Source organism: Burkholderia sp. USMB20 (assembly GCF_000949135.2).
Taxonomy (GTDB): domain Bacteria; phylum Pseudomonadota; class Gammaproteobacteria; order Burkholderiales; family Burkholderiaceae; genus Burkholderia.
Genome location: NZ_JTAN02000018.1, coordinates 273,547 through 291,036, shown reverse-complemented (window position 1 = coordinate 291,036; position 17,490 = coordinate 273,547). Strand labels below are relative to the sequence as shown.

At 65.7% G+C, this 17,490-nt stretch carries 15 protein-coding genes; 10 read left to right on the top strand and 5 right to left on the bottom strand.

The window, feature by feature from the left end; genetic code table 11:
• The first annotated feature begins 294 nt into the window (after nt 1-294).
• A complete protein-coding gene (gene abaF / locus PL79_RS23530; protein ID WP_044847158.1) occupies nt 295-1,674 on the top strand; it encodes a fosfomycin efflux MFS transporter AbaF in 1,380 nt (459 codons plus the stop codon).
• Between the two features lie 366 nt (nt 1,675-2,040).
• Nucleotides 2,041-4,800, top strand: coding sequence for a UPF0182 family membrane protein (locus PL79_RS23525; protein WP_044847159.1), 2,760 nt, complete (start codon nt 2,041-2,043; stop codon nt 4,798-4,800).
• Between the two features lie 157 nt (nt 4,801-4,957).
• Here PL79_RS23525 and PL79_RS23520 read toward each other — a convergent pair whose 3' ends face one another.
• Nucleotides 4,958-6,328, bottom strand: a complete 1,371-nt coding sequence (locus PL79_RS23520) for an MFS transporter (RefSeq protein WP_044847160.1) — start codon at nt 6,326-6,328, stop codon at nt 4,958-4,960.
• A gap of 461 nt (nt 6,329-6,789) precedes the next feature.
• Here PL79_RS23520 and PL79_RS23510 point away from each other — a divergent pair, with 461 nt between their 5' ends.
• The gene (locus PL79_RS23510) at nt 6,790-7,191 is read left to right on the top strand and encodes a hypothetical protein (RefSeq protein ID WP_044847161.1); all 402 of its coding nucleotides are present in this window, start codon (nt 6,790-6,792) and stop codon (nt 7,189-7,191) included.
• A 191-nt stretch (nt 7,192-7,382) separates the two neighbouring features.
• On the opposite strand, the gene PL79_RS23505 is transcribed toward PL79_RS23510, so the two are convergent.
• The 3 genes from PL79_RS23505 to PL79_RS23495 all read right to left on the bottom strand — a co-directional run bounded on the left by PL79_RS23505 (nt 7,383) and on the right by PL79_RS23495 (nt 9,964).
• Entirely contained in the window at nt 7,383-8,306 is a 924-nt protein-coding gene (locus PL79_RS23505) for a recombination-associated protein RdgC (protein ID WP_044847162.1), read from the bottom strand.
• A 122-nt stretch (nt 8,307-8,428) separates the two neighbouring features.
• Nucleotides 8,429-8,833, bottom strand: coding sequence for a nuclear transport factor 2 family protein (locus PL79_RS23500; RefSeq protein ID WP_044847163.1), 405 nt, complete (start codon nt 8,831-8,833; stop codon nt 8,429-8,431).
• A gap of 213 nt (nt 8,834-9,046) precedes the next feature.
• On the bottom strand, nt 9,047-9,964 hold the full coding sequence (locus PL79_RS23495; RefSeq protein ID WP_044847164.1) for a LysR family transcriptional regulator: 918 nt from the start codon (nt 9,962-9,964) through the stop codon (nt 9,047-9,049).
• 138 nt (nt 9,965-10,102) lie between these two features.
• Here PL79_RS23495 and PL79_RS23490 point away from each other — a divergent pair, with 138 nt between their 5' ends.
• The 3 genes from PL79_RS23490 (at nt 10,103) to PL79_RS23480 (ending at nt 12,582) form a co-directional block, all read left to right on the top strand.
• Nucleotides 10,103-10,867 (top strand): SDR family NAD(P)-dependent oxidoreductase, encoded by a 765-nt coding sequence (locus PL79_RS23490; protein WP_044847165.1) that lies wholly within the window; start codon nt 10,103-10,105, stop codon nt 10,865-10,867.
• 83 nt (nt 10,868-10,950) lie between these two features.
• The gene (locus PL79_RS23485; RefSeq protein WP_044847166.1) at nt 10,951-11,658 is read left to right on the top strand and encodes a pirin family protein; all 708 of its coding nucleotides are present in this window, start codon (nt 10,951-10,953) and stop codon (nt 11,656-11,658) included.
• 243 nt (nt 11,659-11,901) lie between these two features.
• Nucleotides 11,902-12,582, top strand: coding sequence for a GntR family transcriptional regulator (locus PL79_RS23480; protein WP_044847167.1), 681 nt, complete (start codon nt 11,902-11,904; stop codon nt 12,580-12,582).
• 135 nt (nt 12,583-12,717) lie between these two features.
• Here the strand turns inward: PL79_RS23480 and PL79_RS23475 are convergent, their stop codons facing one another.
• Nucleotides 12,718-12,912, bottom strand: a complete 195-nt coding sequence (locus tag PL79_RS23475; RefSeq protein ID WP_044847168.1) for a hypothetical protein — start codon at nt 12,910-12,912, stop codon at nt 12,718-12,720.
• A gap of 487 nt (nt 12,913-13,399) precedes the next feature.
• Between PL79_RS23475 and PL79_RS23470 the strand changes: the two genes are divergently transcribed.
• The 4 genes from PL79_RS23470 (at nt 13,400) to PL79_RS23455 (ending at nt 17,463) form a co-directional block, all read left to right on the top strand.
• The gene (locus tag PL79_RS23470) at nt 13,400-14,386 is read left to right on the top strand and encodes a TRAP transporter substrate-binding protein (protein ID WP_044847169.1); all 987 of its coding nucleotides are present in this window, start codon (nt 13,400-13,402) and stop codon (nt 14,384-14,386) included.
• Complete coding sequence (locus PL79_RS23465) at nt 14,383-14,961, top strand: TRAP transporter small permease (protein WP_044847170.1); 579 nt, start codon at nt 14,383-14,385, stop codon at nt 14,959-14,961. Before PL79_RS23470 ends, PL79_RS23465 begins: the two co-directional genes overlap by 4 nt.
• A 4-nt stretch (nt 14,962-14,965) precedes the next feature.
• On the top strand, nt 14,966-16,318 hold the full coding sequence (locus PL79_RS23460; protein ID WP_044847171.1) for a TRAP transporter large permease: 1,353 nt from the start codon (nt 14,966-14,968) through the stop codon (nt 16,316-16,318).
• A gap of 320 nt (nt 16,319-16,638) precedes the next feature.
• Nucleotides 16,639-17,463: an alpha/beta fold hydrolase gene (locus tag PL79_RS23455; RefSeq protein ID WP_044847173.1), complete on the top strand. Its 825-nt coding sequence runs from the start codon at nt 16,639-16,641 to the stop codon at nt 17,461-17,463.
• The last annotated feature ends 27 nt before the right edge of the window (nt 17,464-17,490 follow it).

Genomic DNA, 17,490 nt, shown 5'->3' with positions numbered 1-17,490 from the left:
GACGGACGATCCCATCGACGCCGGAAAATTCACGCCACGCCCCGCCCGTCGGCCCGCGGGCCGTGATTGGCACCCCATAGACGGGCCCCCGCCGTACTTTCCTCTGATCAGAAACATCGCGCTCGCAGGCTCGGAACCTGACGGCCGGATGCCGCCCCGCATGTCGCATTTCTGCCGAAACCTTTTTGAGATTGCGTGGATTGTGTATTGGATATTGTATAAAATCTTTCGACGTGCTTACGCGCGAACCCGGCCCGCCAAGGGAAATGGAAGACAACGAGAGGAGATACGGAGATGACAAGTCAAGTCGGCGAGGCAGTCTCGCCCGGTAGTGCAGCAGCCGTGCCGGACACGGCGTCGAAGCGGGAATTGAAGCGGGTCGTCGCGGCGTCGATGGTCGGCTCGGTGGCGGAGTGGTACGAGTTCTTCCTGTATGGAACGGCGTCGGCGCTGGTGTTCGGCACGCACTTCTTCAAGAAGACCGGCAACCCGATCGACGGCCTGCTCGCCGCGTTCGCGCTGTATGCGGTGGGATTCGCCGCGCGCCCGATCGGCGGGCTGGTGTTCGGTTACTACGGCGACAAGTTCGGCCGCAAGTATCTGCTGCAGGTGAGCCTGATCGTGGTCGGCGTCACGACCTTCCTGATGGGGTGCCTGCCGACCTTCGATGCGATCGGCTACTGGGCGCCGGTGCTGCTGGTGTCGCTGCGCCTGATCCAGGGCTTCGCGTTCGGCGGCGAGTGGGGCGGCGCGATCCTGCTGGTCAGCGAACACAGCCCGGACAACCGCCGCGGCTTCTGGGCCAGCTGGCCGCAGGCCGGCGTGCCGGCCGGTAACCTCGTCGCGACGATCATCCTGCTGGTGCTGTCGAGCTCGCTGTCCGAGGCCGACTTCCTGGCGTGGGGCTGGCGCGCGGCGTTCTGGTTCTCGGCGGTGGTCGTGCTGATCGGTTTCTGGATTCGCCGCAAGGTCGACGATGCGCCGATCTTCAAGGAAGCGCAGGCGCGCCGCGCGCAGAAGCAGGAAAAGCAGCTCGGCGTGGGCCACGTGCTCAAGTATCACTGGCGGCAGGTGCTGATCGGCATCGGCGCGCGGTTCGCCGAGAACATCCTGTACTACATGGTCGTCACGTTCTCGCTGACTTACCTGAAGCTGGTCGTCGGCTTCGACACCACGCGGATCCTGAAGCTGATGTTCGCCGCCAACGCGATTCACTTCTTCTTCATCCCGCTGATGGGGCTGATGTCGGATCTCGTCGGGCGCAAGCCCGTGTACCTGACGGGCGCCGTGCTGACCGCCGGCTGGGGCTTCGTCGCGTTCCCGATGATGGATACCGGCAACGACTGGATCATCATGGCCGCGATCGTGCTCGGCCTGTTCATCGAATCGATGACGTACTCGCCGTATTCGGCGCTGATGACCGAGATGTTCCCGACCAACGTGCGCTATACCGCGCTGTCGCTGTGCTACCAGGTCGCGCCGCTGATGGCCGGCTCGCTTGCGCCGCTGATCGGGCTGTCGCTGCTCGAGCGCTATCACTCGTCGACGCCGATCGCGTTGTATCTCGTCGCGGCCGCGCTGATCTCGATCGTGTGCGTCGGGCTTGCGAAGGAAACGCGCGGCAAGTCGCTGCGCGAGGTCGATGCGGAGGCGAGTCGGCGCACGCACGTGTGAGGCGGTGATCGACGACTGATTGCACGCACGGAAGCCACCCGCGAGGGTGGCTTTTTTTGTGGTTCATCGGGGATGTCCGGGAAGCGCGGGGAAGACGGTCGGTGTTCGGTTCACTACGGTCGTCACTGATTGCGCCCGGCAGCGGCCGTCGACGGGTGCTGGTCGAGGGGGGATCGAATCTGCCGTAGCGCACTGCACTGCGTTCGCTCGTTCCCGGTGATGTCGCGCATGCCGTCGGATGGCGACGCGTCGGCAACGGGCGTAGCATTCAGACATGCGACCGGCCGCGATGCTCACTGCCTGATCGGCGGCACGCCAGGTCCGGCCGCGGCCGGCCACCCATGACGGCCCGGCAAAGGAGCCTCGATGCGCTCGCAAGCAACGTCCGTCCCACGCCTGAGACGCTACGGGATCGCGGCTGCGATCGTCGTCGCCTGCCTGATCGTCGTCGGGCGCGTCACCGGTCTCCTGGTCGACTGGCTCTGGTTCGCGTCGATCGGCTATGCCGGCGTCTTCTGGACGATCCTGTCCGCGAGAGTGCTGCTGTTCGCCGCGGTGTTCGCCGTGTCGGCGGCCGCGATCGGCGCGTCGGGGTGGCTCGCGCATCGTCATGCCAGGCCCGTCGATGTCTGGCAGGTAGCGGACGCTTCGTCGACGCGTGCGGAGGATGTCCTGCGCGCGCTGGCGGGGGAGGTCGCGTCGCGCATTCCCTGGCGCGCGGTCATTGCCGCGGGTGCCGTCATTCTCGGGCTTGCGATCGCCGCCGGTGCGATGTCGAGCTGGGATGTCGCGCTTCGTTTCCTGCAGCGGGTGCCGTTCGGCGCGCACGATCCGATCTTCGGCAAGGACATCGGTTTCTATCTGTTCGCGCTGCCCGTCTGGATCGTGCTGAAGAACCTGCTGCTGCAACTGGTCGTCTGCTGCGCGATCGTCGCGGGTGGCGTCTACTGGCTGCGCGGCGACATCATGCTCCGCCCGCCGAAGGGGCTTTCGTCGGCCGCCGCGGTTCACGGGTCGGCGCTACTGGCACTGTTCTTCCTGCTGAAAGCCTGGTCCTGGTGGCTCGAACGCTTTCTGCTGCTCTACGACAACAACGGGGTCGTGGTCGGCGCCGGTTATACGGATGTCCACGTGATGCTGCCGGTGCTGTGGCTGCTCGTCGGCCTCGCCGTTGCGTCGGCCGTTGCGATGCTGGTCAACCTGCGCCGGCCCGGCTATCGGTTGCCGGCCGCCGCGATGCTGCTCGTGTTCGGCACTTCGTTCGCGCTCGGCATCGTCTATCCCGCGCTGTTCCAGCGCTTCTACGTCAAACCGAGTGAGCTGCAGCTCGAGACGCCCTATATCCAGCACAACATCGCGTTGACGAGGCAGGCTTACGGTCTCGCGCGGATCGAGGTCAAGCCGTTCGCGGCCGAGCAGGGCCTGAACATCGCGTCGCTGCAGGCCAATCGCGCGACCGTCGACAATATCCGCCTGTGGGATGTGCAGCCGCTGATGGATACCTATGCGCAGTTGCAGGAGATCAGGACTTACTACAAGTTCTTTTCCGTGGATATCGATCGCTACCGTCTCGACTCCGGCTACCGGCAGGTCATGCTGTCGGCGCGCGAACTGGAGCAGTCGATGCTGCCGGAGAACGCCCGAACCTGGGTGAACCTGCATCTGCTGTTCACCCACGGCAACGGCATCGTGATGTCGCCGGTCACGGAGAAATCCACGGAAGGCTTGCCGTCGCTCTATCTGCACGACATTCCGCCCGTCGCCGATGGCGGGCCGGCGATCGACGAACCGCGCATCTACTTCGGCGAAGGCGGGCAGGGCTATGTGATCGTGAAGGGCAGCGTGCCCGAATTCGACTACCCGAAGGGGGACAGCAACGTCTACACGTCGTACAGCGGGCGCGATGGTGTCGCGATCGGCGGCGCGGTGCGGCGCAGCCTGTTCGCATGGCAGTTCGGCGATCCCAACATCCTGCTGACGCACTACATCACGAACGAGAGCAGGATCCTCTTTCACCGCAACATCCGGGACCGGATCCGCACGATTGCACCGTTTCTCGCGCTCGACCACGACCCCTATGTCGTGGCAAGCAACGGACGCCTGTTCTGGATGCAGGACGCCTATACGACCAGCCAGTGGTTTCCGTATGCGCCGCCCGGCACCGGCGATGGCGCCAACTACATTCGCAACGCGGTCAAGGTGGTGGTCGACGCGTACAACGGCACGGTCGACTTCTACATCAGCGATCCTTCCGATCCGCTGGTGCGGACTTACGCGCGCATCTTCCCCGGCATGTTCAAGCCGCTCGACGCGATGCCGCAGGATCTTCAACGGCACATCCGCTACCCCGAGGATCTGTTCCTGATCCAGGCGAACCTCTACCGCGTTTATCACATGGATGCACCGGAAGTGTTCTATAACCGCGAGGACCTCTGGCAGTTTCCTCGTGCGCTCGGCGACATCGACGGGGGCGACGCCGCGAACCGGCAGATGGCGCCGTACTACACGATCATGCGGCTGCCCGGCGATGCGCAGGCCGGCTTCGTGCTCATGCTGCCGATGGTGCCGAGCCAGCGCGAGAACATGATCGCGTGGCTGGCCGCGCGTTGCGATCCGCCCGGGTACGGCAAGCTGATCGTCTACGCGTTCCCCAAGGAAAAGCTGATCTACGGGCCGTACCAGATCGAGGCGCGCATCCAGCAGAGCACGGAAATCTCGCAGCAGATCTCGCTGTGGAACCAGATGGGCTCGCGCGTGATCCGCGGACATCTCGTGGTCGTTCCGATCGAGCACTCGATTCTCTACGTGTCGCCGCTCTATCTGCGCGCGTCGTCCGGCCAGTTGCCCGAGCTGAAACGGGTGATCGCGGCCTATGGCGATCGCGTCGTGATGGAGGAAAACCTGGGCGAGGCGCTCGCGGCGCTCTTCAAGGAGACGAGGCCGGGGCCGGTGGCGGCGCCGGCCGGCGGCGCGGCGGATACGCGCGCCCGCGACGCGCTGGCCCATTACGATCGTGCGATCGAGCGGCTGAAGGCGGGGGATTGGGCCGGCTTCGGCGCGGAACTCGATGCGCTCCGACCGTTGCTCGAAGCGCTGGGCGCCGCTCGCGCGGATCACAAGCCGTGAGTGAGGCGCGGCTGAGCGGGCGTGGGCGTGATCGACCGCGGTCAAGCAGTTGTCGTGTCGTTCCGGGCGCGCGCGTTGGCCTGAACCGGGACCGCGCGCGGAAAGCGGGCCGGCAGCCGGCTCGTCTTCCCATGGATCGAGCGAACCGGCCAACCCGTCAGGTCAGCGGCGGCGCGTGCCCATGATCCTCCAGACTTCGCGCGTCGTCGTATTCCCGCGAAATATCCTTGTTCGTGTAGTCGCCGAGCTTCGATGCGGCGACCAGGCTCAGCACCGCACATATCAGCACGTACACCGCGATCGCATACCCCGAATGGTAGTAGGCAAACAGCGCGGTCGCGATCAGCGGTGCCGGGCCGCCCGCAATGACCGAAGCGAGCTGATAACCCATCGACGCACCGCTATACCGCAACCGCCCGGTAAACGACTCGGCGATCAATGCCGCCTGCGGTCCATACATCATCGAATGCGGGACCAGCGACAGCACGATGGCCGCGAAGATCCATGCCGGATTCCGGCTGTCGACCATCGCGAAGTAGAGGAATCCGAATACACCGACGGAAACCGCACCGATTATGTACATTCGCCGCCGCCCGATCAGATCCGACACGTGGCCGAACAGCGGAATGGTGACGAATTCGACCACGGAAGCCACCAGCACCGCCGTCAGCAGCAGTTCTCGCGTGACGCCCAGCGCCGTGATCCCGTAAGTGAACACGAACGCCGTGAAGATATAGAACGGCGCCTGTTCGGCCATCCGCGCGAACGCCGACAGCACGATATCCGTCGGCTGCTTGCGCAGCACTTCGAGCATCGGCGCCTTCTCGATCCGGCGCTCGGCCAGCAGTTTCGCGAAGATCGGCGTCTCGAGAATGTTCAGGCGGATATAAAGCCCGATCGCGACCAGCAGGATGCTGAGGACAAACGGCACGCGCCAGCCCCACGTGAGGAAACTGCTGCCGGACAACCAGCTCATGGCCAGCACGGCGAGGTTGGCGAGGAACAATCCCGCCGGCACGCCGAACTGCGGCCACGACGCGACGAAGCCGCGATGCGCATTGGTGCGCGCCCACTCCATCGACATCAGGACCGAGCCGCCCCATTCGCCGCCGACGCCGACGCCCTGGATGAAGCGCAGCACCGTGAGGAGAACGGCGCCCCAGATGCCGATCGTCGCGTAGGTCGGAACGAAGGCCACGGCGAACGTCGCGAGCCCCATCAGCAACAGGGTCACGATCAGCGTGGCCTTGCGGCCGATGCGATCGCCGTAGTGGCCGAAGATCGCCGCGCCGACCGGCCGCGCGACAAAGCCGACGGCATAGATCAGGAACGCCTGAAGCGTGCCGACGAGTGGATGGGATTGGGGGAAATACAGCTTTGCGAAGACCAGGCCGGTGACCGTGCTGTAGAGGAAAAAGTCATACCATTCGATCGTGGTGCCAATCGTGCTGGCGATGACGGCGCGGCGCAACTGGCGCCGGGCTTCCTCGTCGGAGAGGGGCGTGGCCGCGGATTGCATGGCAGCCATTTTGGTATCTCCCGGAAAAGGGCGATAGAGAAATAAACCATACGCCCGGCGACAGGTTTCAGCAAGCGCAGGCCACGAATGGATTGCAGGGCGCTCAAGACTTTCAATAAGAAGTCCTGATATATAGCCAGATCAACCGCCCGCGCGCGCATGCATGTCGATGAACGCGCGGGTGCACGATGGCTCGGTGATTTCCGTCCATTGAAGATGCGCGTATTTGCGGTACGCGATCCGCAGCGATTGCCAGTTTCGTGAGAAGGCCCGGCGCGGTGCCGGTCGAAACGGCGGCCGTGGAATCGTGGAGTAGTATTCCCACCATGTCCAGGTTATGGCTCGGCCTCCACGGCGCATAGCCAACCCGTCCGCGACGAGGGCGGCAGGCTCGTCAAAGGATTTGGAAGCTGCTTCAACGATACGTATGGTGGCGTCGGCCGTGACGACGGCATTGAGGGGAGTGCGTCATGTCAACCGAGTGGAAGCAGCGCGTCAGACTGTTCATCCAGCGCTTCTGGCAGCCGACCAGTGCGTGCATGACCTGCATGCCGGGGAGCTGGGGCAACATCATGAGCCTCGCCCACTGGTCGATTGCATTTCATACCGGTCTGTTTACCGGACTCCTGGCTGTACTGCTGACTTTCACGCCCGCGGCGAAACTCTACGCGCATCGATACGGCAATGCGGTGATCGTCGGCGTCCTGACGACGTTGGGCGACGCCTACTCGCACACGAGTCACTACCCTATCCCGTATGTCGAGCACATCGTGACGGGTGCGATTTCAGGTCTCTTGACGCTGGCAGCCTCATATCTGTTCGAAGACCGCGCGCGACGCCTTCGGGCGGTATGGGCCCGGGTGTTCGGATAGGTCGTCCGCTGACTTTCCGAACCCGCCGGGCCGAACGGCAAGAGGCTCCACGGTGCGGCGGCGCTTCGTCGGCGCGCAGCCGCACCCCGCCCGCCGCCAGAGCGGGGACGGTCCTCCCCGACAGGTCGCGTCAGCGCGAAGCCGCGCCGTCGCGCCGTAGCGCGGCGACGATCCTCGACAGCCGACGAGGTTCAGGCTGCTGCCGCGATTTGAACCGAGTCCTGCCGCTCGCCGCCCAGGATATCGACGAGATCGGTCAACATCCGCGCCAATTCACCCGTCATCAGCGTGACATCCGAGTCGAAGCGTTCGTCGTCGTTCTGCGCGGTGGGATCCGACGCCTCCTTGATTACGTCGAGCGGCGTGACACGCTTGATCGTCAGCGACGGCGTCAGCACGAAGGAGATGCGGTCATTCCAGGTCATCGCGAGGCGCATGCATTGTTTGCCGGCCTCGATGTGCCGGCGCATGTCGTTCGCTTCCAGCGCGTGGCCGACGTATCGCACCGTGGCGCCACCTTCGCCGCTCGAGCGCAACTCGGCGTCCTGGTCCACGGTGAATCCGCCCGGCGCCTCGCCGGACAGCAGCCAGTCCGTCATCGCGGCGACCGGCGACAGCGCCACCTGGACGCCGGCGAGCGGCAATTGATCGATCGATTTGACGAGCAGGCCGCGAACGTCGTCGGCAAGTGCCTGTGCGGCCGCATCGATGACGAGCCAGCCGTTCACCGTATCGATCCACACGCGGGTATCGCGGCGAATGGTGAACGCGCGCGGCAGCAGTTCGTCGGTCACCTGCTCCTTGAGTTCGCGCAGCTGTTTTCGCCCGACCTTGAAACCCTGCTGCTCCTCGACCTCAAGCGCCCGGGCCTTGGTCACCTGATTGACGACCGACGCCGGGAGCAGCTTCTTTTCGGCGCGAAACGTCAGCAGCATCTGCCGGTTGATCGAATACACGAGCGCGCCGTCGTCACGCGGCGACGCCCATCCTGAGCGCTGCATCTCGACGCTGGTGCCCGGCTGAAACGCGTGGGGCGCGAGCCATGCTTCCATCTGATCGGGGGTAACGGCCCACGGTGCCGGAAGACGATGAAGCTGAAGATTCTTGAACCACATAGGCGTGCGGGCAAAGCGCGTCATTCTATATGACGGTGACGTCTACCGGCCAGAAGCGCCGGTCGGGATGCAACATCGGCAGGCCGCTTCGATTGCTCGAGCGGCCTTTCGTCGGCATCTCGTCAAGCGGGTTGCGCCGCCGAGAATGCATGTGCCGCGGCCATCGTGTCCAGTGCTTCGCGCAACAGCACGATTTTGCCGTCGCGCGCCACCAGCCGCCCTGCGTACAACTGGCGATAGATTTTCCCCGTCGATGGAACGAGCGCTTCGACTTCATACTCGGCGAATACCTGCTCGGGTGTTTCGATCAGCAGTCGCACATTGCTGAACGCAAAATCCGGCACTTTCGCGAGCAGCGAGGCAATGAAGGCTTCGATCGCACCGGGCCCCTGCGCGCGCGCGTCGATACCCAGTGACTTGAGATACGGCAGTTCCAGCACACCGTCGTCGGCAAACAGTGCGCCAGCCGCGCGTGGATCGCGAATCGATTCGAGGTAAGCGAAAAGCAGTTGTTTGGCGTTGTTCATGATCGGCTCGATAAAAGCGTGAATGGAAGCGATTCATTGCAGGCGCGTCGTCAACGCAGTCGCCACCTGCTGCATGGCGGCTTGCGGCGTGATGTCGTGCAGCCGGTGGAAAGGAGAATACGGTCCGGACAATATTTGCGAAACAGAATCGTTTGAAAACCATCGTTGCATGAATGCAATGATGGACGCCGGCCGATCAATCGCGCCGACACATCATTTCGGCCATCGCCAGGTCGGCTCGGAAAGGTGCTCGGCAAGATAATCCGACAGCGCCGCGACTTTCGCGGGCCGCGCGCGCGCCGAGGGCGTGACGAAGTAAATGCCGCCCTTCGTCAGCGACCAGTCGGTCAGGATCGCTTCGAGACGGCCGTCGGCCAGGTAATCGCCGGCGATGAACTCGGGCAGTTCGGCAATCGCCAGTCCGGCGAGCAGCGTGGGCAACAGCGCATCGGCGTTCGTCACGCGTAGCGGGCCCGCCGGCATCACCGGCTCTTCTTCGCCTGCGTCGTTCGTGAAGCGCCATACGGCGCTACGCGCGCGGTATGCGTACGAGAGACAAGGACGATCCGCGAGCTCGCGCGGATGGGCGGGCCGTCCTTCACGCGTCAGATATTCCGGCGACGCCACCACGAATTGCGTCACCGCGCACAGCCGCCGCGCGACCAGCGACGAATCCGGAAGCGCGGCGATCCGCAGCGCGGCGTCGAACCCGTCGGCGACCAGATCGACCGACGCATCCGACAGATGCAGGTCGATCGACACTTCCGGATACGCGCGAAAGAAGCCCGGCAGCAACGGCGCGACCCAGCGCAGCCCGTACGACATCGGCACGGCCAGACGCACCAGCCCGCGTGGCCGCACCGACATTTCGCGTGCCGAGCTTTCCGCCTCCTCGGCCTGGCGATAGATCTCGCCGGCTTGCTCGCTGATCGTGCGGCCGAACTCGGTGAGCGAGAGCTGACGCGACGTGCGATTGAACAGCCGCGCGCCCAGCCGGTCCTCCAGGCGGGCCACGCCGCGCGAGACGGTCGCGACCGACACGCCGGTCGCGCGCGCCGCGGCGGCAAACGAACCGTGCTCGGCCACCTTCGCGAACATCGCGAGCCCCTCGAAATCGGGTAGTTGAGCCATCTTCCCTCATCTTTGCATTTTTGCAACGTTTGTTTTCAATCAATTCTATTTCGAAAGGATGAGGCCGTCGATATTCTCCTCACATCGCAGTACGCGATGCAACGCAACCCACACCGACCCAACGAAAGGAGCAATACCATGGCACGCAAACTCGACAACAAGATCGCACTCGTCACCGGCGCAACCAGCGGCATCGGTCTCGCCACCGCCGAACGCTTCGCGGCAGAAGGTGCGCACGTCTATCTGACGGGCCGCCGACAGGCAGAACTCGATGCCGCCGTGAAGGGCATTCGCGAAGCCGGCGGCAAGGCGACCGGCGTACGTTCGGATTCCACCAAGCTCGATGAGCTCGACGCGCTGTATGCGCAGATCAAGGAAGAACAGGGCCGCCTCGACGTGCTGTTCGTGAACGCCGGCGGCGGCTCAATGCTGCCGCTTGGCAGCATCACCGAAGCACACTACGACGACACCTTCGAGCGCAACGTGAAGGGCGTGCTGTTCACGGTACAAAAAGCGCTGCCGCTGCTTGCCGAGCGTGCCTCGGTGATTCTCACCGGCTCGACGGCGGGCAGCGCGGGCACCGCGGCGTTCAGCGTGTATTCGGCTTCGAAGGCAGCGGTGCGGGCCTTTGCACGCAGCTGGATTCTCGATCTCAAGGAACGCGGCATCCGCGTGAACACGATCAGCCCGGGCGCGACCCGCACGCCTGGCCTGCTCGATCTCGCCGGTGACGATGCCGCGCAGCGCCAGGGCCTCGCCGATTATCTGGCGGCCCAGATCCCGATGGGGCGCCTCGGCGAGCCTGGCGAGATCGCGAGCGCGGCGCTGTTCCTGGCCTCGGACGACGCGAGCTTCGTGAACGGCATCGAATTGTTCGTCGATGGCGGCCAGCAGCAGATCTGAGCGTAGCCACGGCGCGCGGGTGCGGAAGACGCCGTCTGCGACGATCGCGATCCGCGCCCGGCGTACTCGAACCGGGCTCCGTCATGATTGAACATCGGCCTTTTCTTGTGCTTGGCGCAATCCGGCGCGGCCGTGTCGACATTCGCCAGCATTTCCGCATCGGCGAATCCGGGCGCGCCGACGATGCGCCGCTCGGTCCGCTCTACATGTGGAGCGACGTCGAGTTCGCGCCGTGCTCGGGCCTCGGCCCGCATGCCCACCGCGACGTCGAGATCGTCACGTGGGTGCGGTCGGGCGCCATCACGCATGAAGACGACGCAGGCAATCGCGTGCGTCTGGTCGCCGATTCCGTCCACGTGACGAGTGCCGGCACGGCGATCCATCACGCCGAGCGCAACGACGAGAATATGCCCGCGCGGCACTTCCAGATCCGGCTGCGGCCGCGCACACCTGGCGGTACACCGCGCTGTGCGACGCGAGTCTGTTCGTCCGGATGTCGCGAGGGTCGATTCGTGACGCTGGCGAGCGGCGATCCGGAGGATGTCCGCGCCGGCGCGTTGCCGATTCACGCCGATGCACGCGTGCGTATCGCGACGCTGCGTGAAGGCACGGCGTTGCGGCACGCGTTGCCGATGCCCGGTTCCGCTTATCTGGTTGTCGATCATGGCCGGCTGGACGTAGGGCCGATCAGGCTGGCGCAACGCGACGGCGTTGCCGTTCGCGATGAAACGTGGCTCATGTTGCGGGCGCGGGACGACACGGACGTCATGATCGTCGAGCGCTTGTGCTAGCGCGCATGCTCGATCAGCGCGCGGCCGCAGCCTGGTTCATTGCCGTGCCGACTTCGAGAAAGCGCGCCGGTGAGCGTCCGGTGGCCGTATTGCGGGAACACCGGACGTCGATGCCGACGTCGCCTGTGGCGGCGACCGCCGACGCTCGCCCGCAAGGCCGCTCTGCTAATATCGTAGAAAGTATGCAATATCCAGCGCCGCGTCGGCGCTTGCCTGACCGCCATCCCCAGTCCGAACCGCAACATGAACGAGAAACGCCCCGCTCTTGTCTACGCCACGCGCGCCGAAGCCGCAGCCAATGAACTGCGCCGCCGCATCCTGACGGGGGAATACGTCGACGGCTACCAGCTTCGCCAGGATGCGCTGGCGACCGAGCTCGGCATCAGCCGGATCCCGCTGCGCGAAGCGCTCGTGCAGCTCGAGAGCGAAGGGCTCGTGAAGATCCTGCCGCACAAGGGCGCGATCGTGTCGGAGCTGTCGCCGGAGGACATCACCGAACTGTTCGAATTGCGCGCGCTGCTGGAGCCCGTGCTGCTGAAAAAGTCGATTCCGAAGCTGACCGCCGAGGATTTCGCGCGGCTCGATGCGATCCTCGACGAATACAGCGCGGTGCTGCACGCGAGCCAGTCCGGCCGCTGGGGCGAACTGAACACCGAGCTGCATCATCTGCTGCTGTCGCGTGCCGACCAGCCGAAGACGGCGGCGATCGTCGCGTCGCTGCTGCAGCAGACCGACCGCTACACGCGCGTGCAACTGTCGCTGTCCGAGGCCGCGCGCGACGTGGCCGAATCCGAGCACGCGGAACTCGTCGCGCTGTGCCGCAAGGGCGATGCGCGCGCGGCGGCGTCGCTGCTCAAGCGCCACATCGAGCATGCGGGTGGCGAGTTGAATGCGTTTCTGCGGGACCGGCGGCTCGGGCGTTGAGGTCGTTCGCGCGCCGCGCGGATACCCGATTCCGGTCAATCGCGGCGTTGCAGCGCGGTCGCATGCGATCCGTGGCCCGTCCGGGCGCCGCACGGCGCCGAAGGCGGCCTGCACGCATCGCCTCCGTTTGACCGTCTAGCCGCCGCCGATCCCTTGCAATACCTTGCCCGTCCCGCCGCACACCGCGCATGGCTGTCCTTCGACCATCCCGGTGCCGCGGCACACGCCGCATAGATCCTCGCCGACGCCCGGTGCATCGGGCGGCCCTTCGTCGCCCGGATTCAACGGCGTGTCCTGACGCTGTCCCGCCCGCGTTCTGGTCGTCTGCATCGCACACCTCCTTGCGTGTTTTCGATGTCGCGGCAAGCGCGCATCGCGCGTGCCTGCCGCGACGCCCCGCATGACCGCGGGGGCAACGGCATCGTCACGTCGTCATTACAACGACGGCGCCCGCCTCGAACCGGCCGTCGCCGACTGCAGTCAGTCATCCTATGACTGTAGAAATAGAAACGAAAGAGAGCATCCGGCTCCGGAAAACGACACGTCACCGCGCCGGCTCAAACGCAGCCTCATTTCCGGAAAACGTTTCGCCGGCTACGCGCTGAACAGAGAAGGCTTTTCCCTTCGCCTCGCCGAAAAGCCTCTACAGAAGCGCCTATAGGGTATGCACCAAGTGAGTTAAACGATTAACCGACGTACATTCGCTTCCACACGTCATACAACGTATGACTGCGATTCAGCGAAGGCCGTGCCCCGACTGATGCGCAAGCCGCCCGGATCGCCGCCAGACGACGAACAACCATCAAGGAGACTGACGATGAAGCACCGATTCACCCGCTCCCGTACCGCCCTGGCCGTCGCGCTGATGGCCGGCTTCGCGGTGTCCGCGCAGGCCCGCGTGTTCCGCTCGGCGGACGTGCACGGCGACAGCTTCCCGACCAACATGGCGGTCAAGTACATGGGCGACGAGCTGTCGAAGCTGACGGGCGGCAAGGACTCGATCAAGGTGTTCGGCAACAGCGCGCTCGGCTCCGAGAAGGACACGGTCGACCAGGTGCGGATCGGCGCGATCGACATGGCGCGCGTGAACGGCGCGTCGTTCAACGAGATCGTGCCGGAGTCGCTGATCCCGTCGTTCCCGTTCCTGTTCCGCGACGTCGACCATTTCCGCAAGGCGATGTACGGCACGGCCGGCCAGAAGATCCTCGATGCGTTCGCGGCGAAGGGGATGATCGCGCTGACGTTCTACGAGAGCGGCGCGCGCTCGATCTACGCGAAGCGCCCGGTGCGCACGCCGGCCGACATGAAGGGACTGAAGGTGCGCGTGCAACCATCGGACCTGATGGTCGACGAGATCAAGGCGATGGGCGGCACGCCGACGCCGATGCCGTTCGCCGAGGTCTACACGGGCCTGAAGACGGGCCTCGTCGATGCGGCGGAAAACAACCTGCCGTCGTACGAGGAAACCAAGCACTTCGAGGTGGCGCCCGACTACTCGGAGACGCAGCACGCGATGACGCCGGAAGTGCTGGTGTTCTCGAAGAAGATCTGGGACACGCTGTCGCCGCAGGAACAGGCCGCGATCAGGAAGGCAGCAGCCGATTCGGTGCCGTACTACCAGAAGCTGTGGACCGCGCGCGAGGCATCGGCGCAGCAGACGGTGACGAAGGGCGGCGCGAAGATCCTGCCGGCCGCGCAGATCGACCGCGCGGCATTCGTGAAGGCGATGCAGCCGCTGTGGGCGAAGTACGAGAAGACGCCGCAGATGAAGCAGATCGTCGACGAGATCGAGGCCACCAAGTGACCCGTCGCGCTTCCCTGAACGGCGCGGCGGCCGTGGGCGCATCGGACGCGGCGGCCGCGGACGGTGCGGCGCCGTGCCGGCCGCATGCGGCGGCGCCGCGCCTGCGCTGCGTGAACGACCTGCTGTTCCGTGCGCTGGCCGTGGTCGCGTCGCTGTGTCTCGCGGCGCTCACGGTGCTGGTGTTCTATGCGGTCGTGATGCGCTACGCGTTCGAGAACGCGCCCGATTTCGTCGAGCCGATCGCGCTGCTGCTGGTGATCGTGATCGCGATGTTCGGCGCGGCGATGAAGGTGCGCGACGGCGGCCACATCGGCCTCGACTCGCTCGTGCGGCGCCTGTCGCCGGGCCCGCGTACCGTGGTGATCGCGATCCAGCACCTGAGCCTGATCGCGTTCGCGATCGCGATCATGGTCGGCTGCGGCAGCATGGCGGCGGAGACGATGGGCGACCGCATTCCGATCATCGGGCTGCCCGAAGGCGTGCGCTACCTGATCACGATTCCCGCGGCGATCGCCATCATCCTCTTCTCGCTCGAGCACCTGCTCGCGCTTCGTCGTTCTTCGTCGGGACAATAACGCCATGGAACTCGCGATCCTGTCCGTCAGTTTTCTGGTTTTCCTCGTGCTCGGCGTGCCCGTCTCGTTCGCGCTCGGCATTTCCTGCGTGCTGACCTACCTGGTCGAAGGGCTGCCGATCGCGACCGCGATGCAGGCGATGATCTCGGGGATGAACGCGTTCTCGTTCCTCGCGGTGCCGTTCTTCATCTTCTCCGGCGAGCTGATGCTGCACGGCGGCATCGCGGACCGGATCCTGCGCTTCGCGCAGGCCACCGTCGGCCATTTCCGCGGCGGCCTCGGGATGGCCAACGTCGTCGCGTGCACGCTGTTCGGCGGCGTGTCGGGTTCGCCGACGGCCGATACCTCCGCGATGGGCGGCGTGGTGATTCCGCTGATGAAGCGCGAAGGCTACAGCGCGGCGTACGCGGTCAACGTGACGACCCACGCGTCGCTCGCCGGCGCGCTGATGCCGACGTCGACCAACATGATCATCTACGCGTTCGCCGCGCAGGGGATCACGGGGGTGCTGCACGGCCAGCCGGTGAGCGGCGTGTCGATCGGCGACCTGCTGTTCTCCGGCCTCCTGCCGGTGCTGTGGGTGATGGGCTTCGTGCTTGCGGCCGCATACTGGCAGGCCGTGCGCCACGGCTATCCGCGCCGCGAGGACGGTTCGTCGGCGCTGCCGTCGTTCCCGGGCTGGTATGCGGTGCTGCGCAGCTTCGTCGGCGCGGTGCCGGGCCTGATGGTGATCGCGATCATCCTCGTGTGTGTCGCGAAGGGGATCGCGACCGCGACCGAAGCCGCCGCGATCGCCGTCGTGTACTCGCTCGTGCTGACCGCGCTCGTCTACCGGACGCTGACGGCCGAGAAGCTGCGGCGCGCGCTGTCGCATGCGGCGCGCACGACGGGCGTCGTGCTGCTGCTGATCGCCGTGTCCAACATGCTGCGCTTCCAGATGTCGTACCTGGAGATTCCGGATGCGATCGAAGGGCTGCTCAAGCAGTCGACCGCCGCGCCGTGGCTGATGCTGCTGTACATCAACATCATCCAGGTGTTCCTCGGCACGTTCGTCGACATGGCCGCGCACATCCTGATCACGACGCCGCTGTTCCTGCCGATCGCGATGGCATGCGGCGTCGGGCCGGTGCAGTTCGGCATCATGCTGCTGCTGAACTGCTCGCTCGGCCTCGTGCACCCGCCGATCGGGTCGGTGCAGTTCGTCGGCTGCGCGATCGGCAACGTGTCGATCGGCGAGACGACGAAGATGGCGTGGCCGTATTACCTCGCGATCTTCAGTGCGATCAACATCGTCACGTACATGCCGTTCTTCTCCACCTGGCTGCCGAGCCTCATCAGCGGGCACGCGGTGTTCTGAGCGCGCGTTTCACCCGTCGCGGCGCCGGACGATCCGAGGTCGTCCGGCGCCGCAGTCATGTCGGCGGTTGCTTCACGCGCGGCGTGGCGCGCCATCGCGGCGGCCGCACCGGCGCCGGCCGCGTCGCGCGATTGGCGTCGTGCCGGCCGCGCGGCGCAAGTGCGCGATGCGCTGCGTCGCGGCACGCGCGGCAGTCACCCGCAACGGCGGCAACCTGTGCGATGATTCGCCGCTTCGCGTTCGTCGCAGAACGCCGCGGATCGCGACGCCCGTTGCCGGGCCGCCGCTCACCGCCCACCGCATTGACATCCGGAGACGACATGCCCGCACACATCGTTCATGGCAGCACCCTGCATTACCAGGATCACGGCAGCGGATTTCCGGTGCTGTTCGGGCACAGCTATCTGTGGGATGCCGCGATGTGGGCGCCGCAGATCGACGCATTGTCGAGCCGGTATCGCGTGATCGTGCCGGACCTGTGGGGACATGGCGCGTCGGGCCCGCTGCCTGCCGGCACGCAGACGCTCGACGATCTCGCCGCGCACGCGAGCGCGTTGCTCGATGCGCTGGAGATCGGGCAGTGCGCGGTCGTGGGGCTGAGCGTCGGCGGGATGTGGGGCGCGCGGCTCGCGTTGCGCGAACCGCAGCGCGTGCGCTCGCTCGTGCTGATGGACGCGTCGCTCGAGGCCGAACCCGACGCGACGCGGCTGCGCTACTTCGGGATGCTCGATGCGATCGCCGCCGCCGGCTGCATCGCGCCGCCGCTGCTCGATGCGATCGTGCCGCTGTTCTTCCGGCCGGACGTGAACCTGGCCGACCCGGTGCCGCGCGCCTTTCGCGCGGCGCTCGCGAACCTGCCGGCCGACCGGCTGCGGGAATCGATCGTCCCGCTCGGCCGGCTGATCTTCGGGCGGCCGGATACGCTCGCCGCACTCGCCGGGCTGGATGCCGAACGCACGCTGCTGATGTGCGGCGCGGGCGACATGGCGCGCCCGCCGTCGGAGACGGTGAAGATGGCGAGCGTGATCGGCTGCCGCCATGCGCTGGTGCCGGACGCCGGCCATATCTCGAACCTGGAGAACCCCGCGTTCGTCACGCGGATGCTGCTCGACTGGTTCGACGAGCAGCAGCTCGCGGCGGGCTGAACGCCGCACGCGATGCCGGCGGCGGGC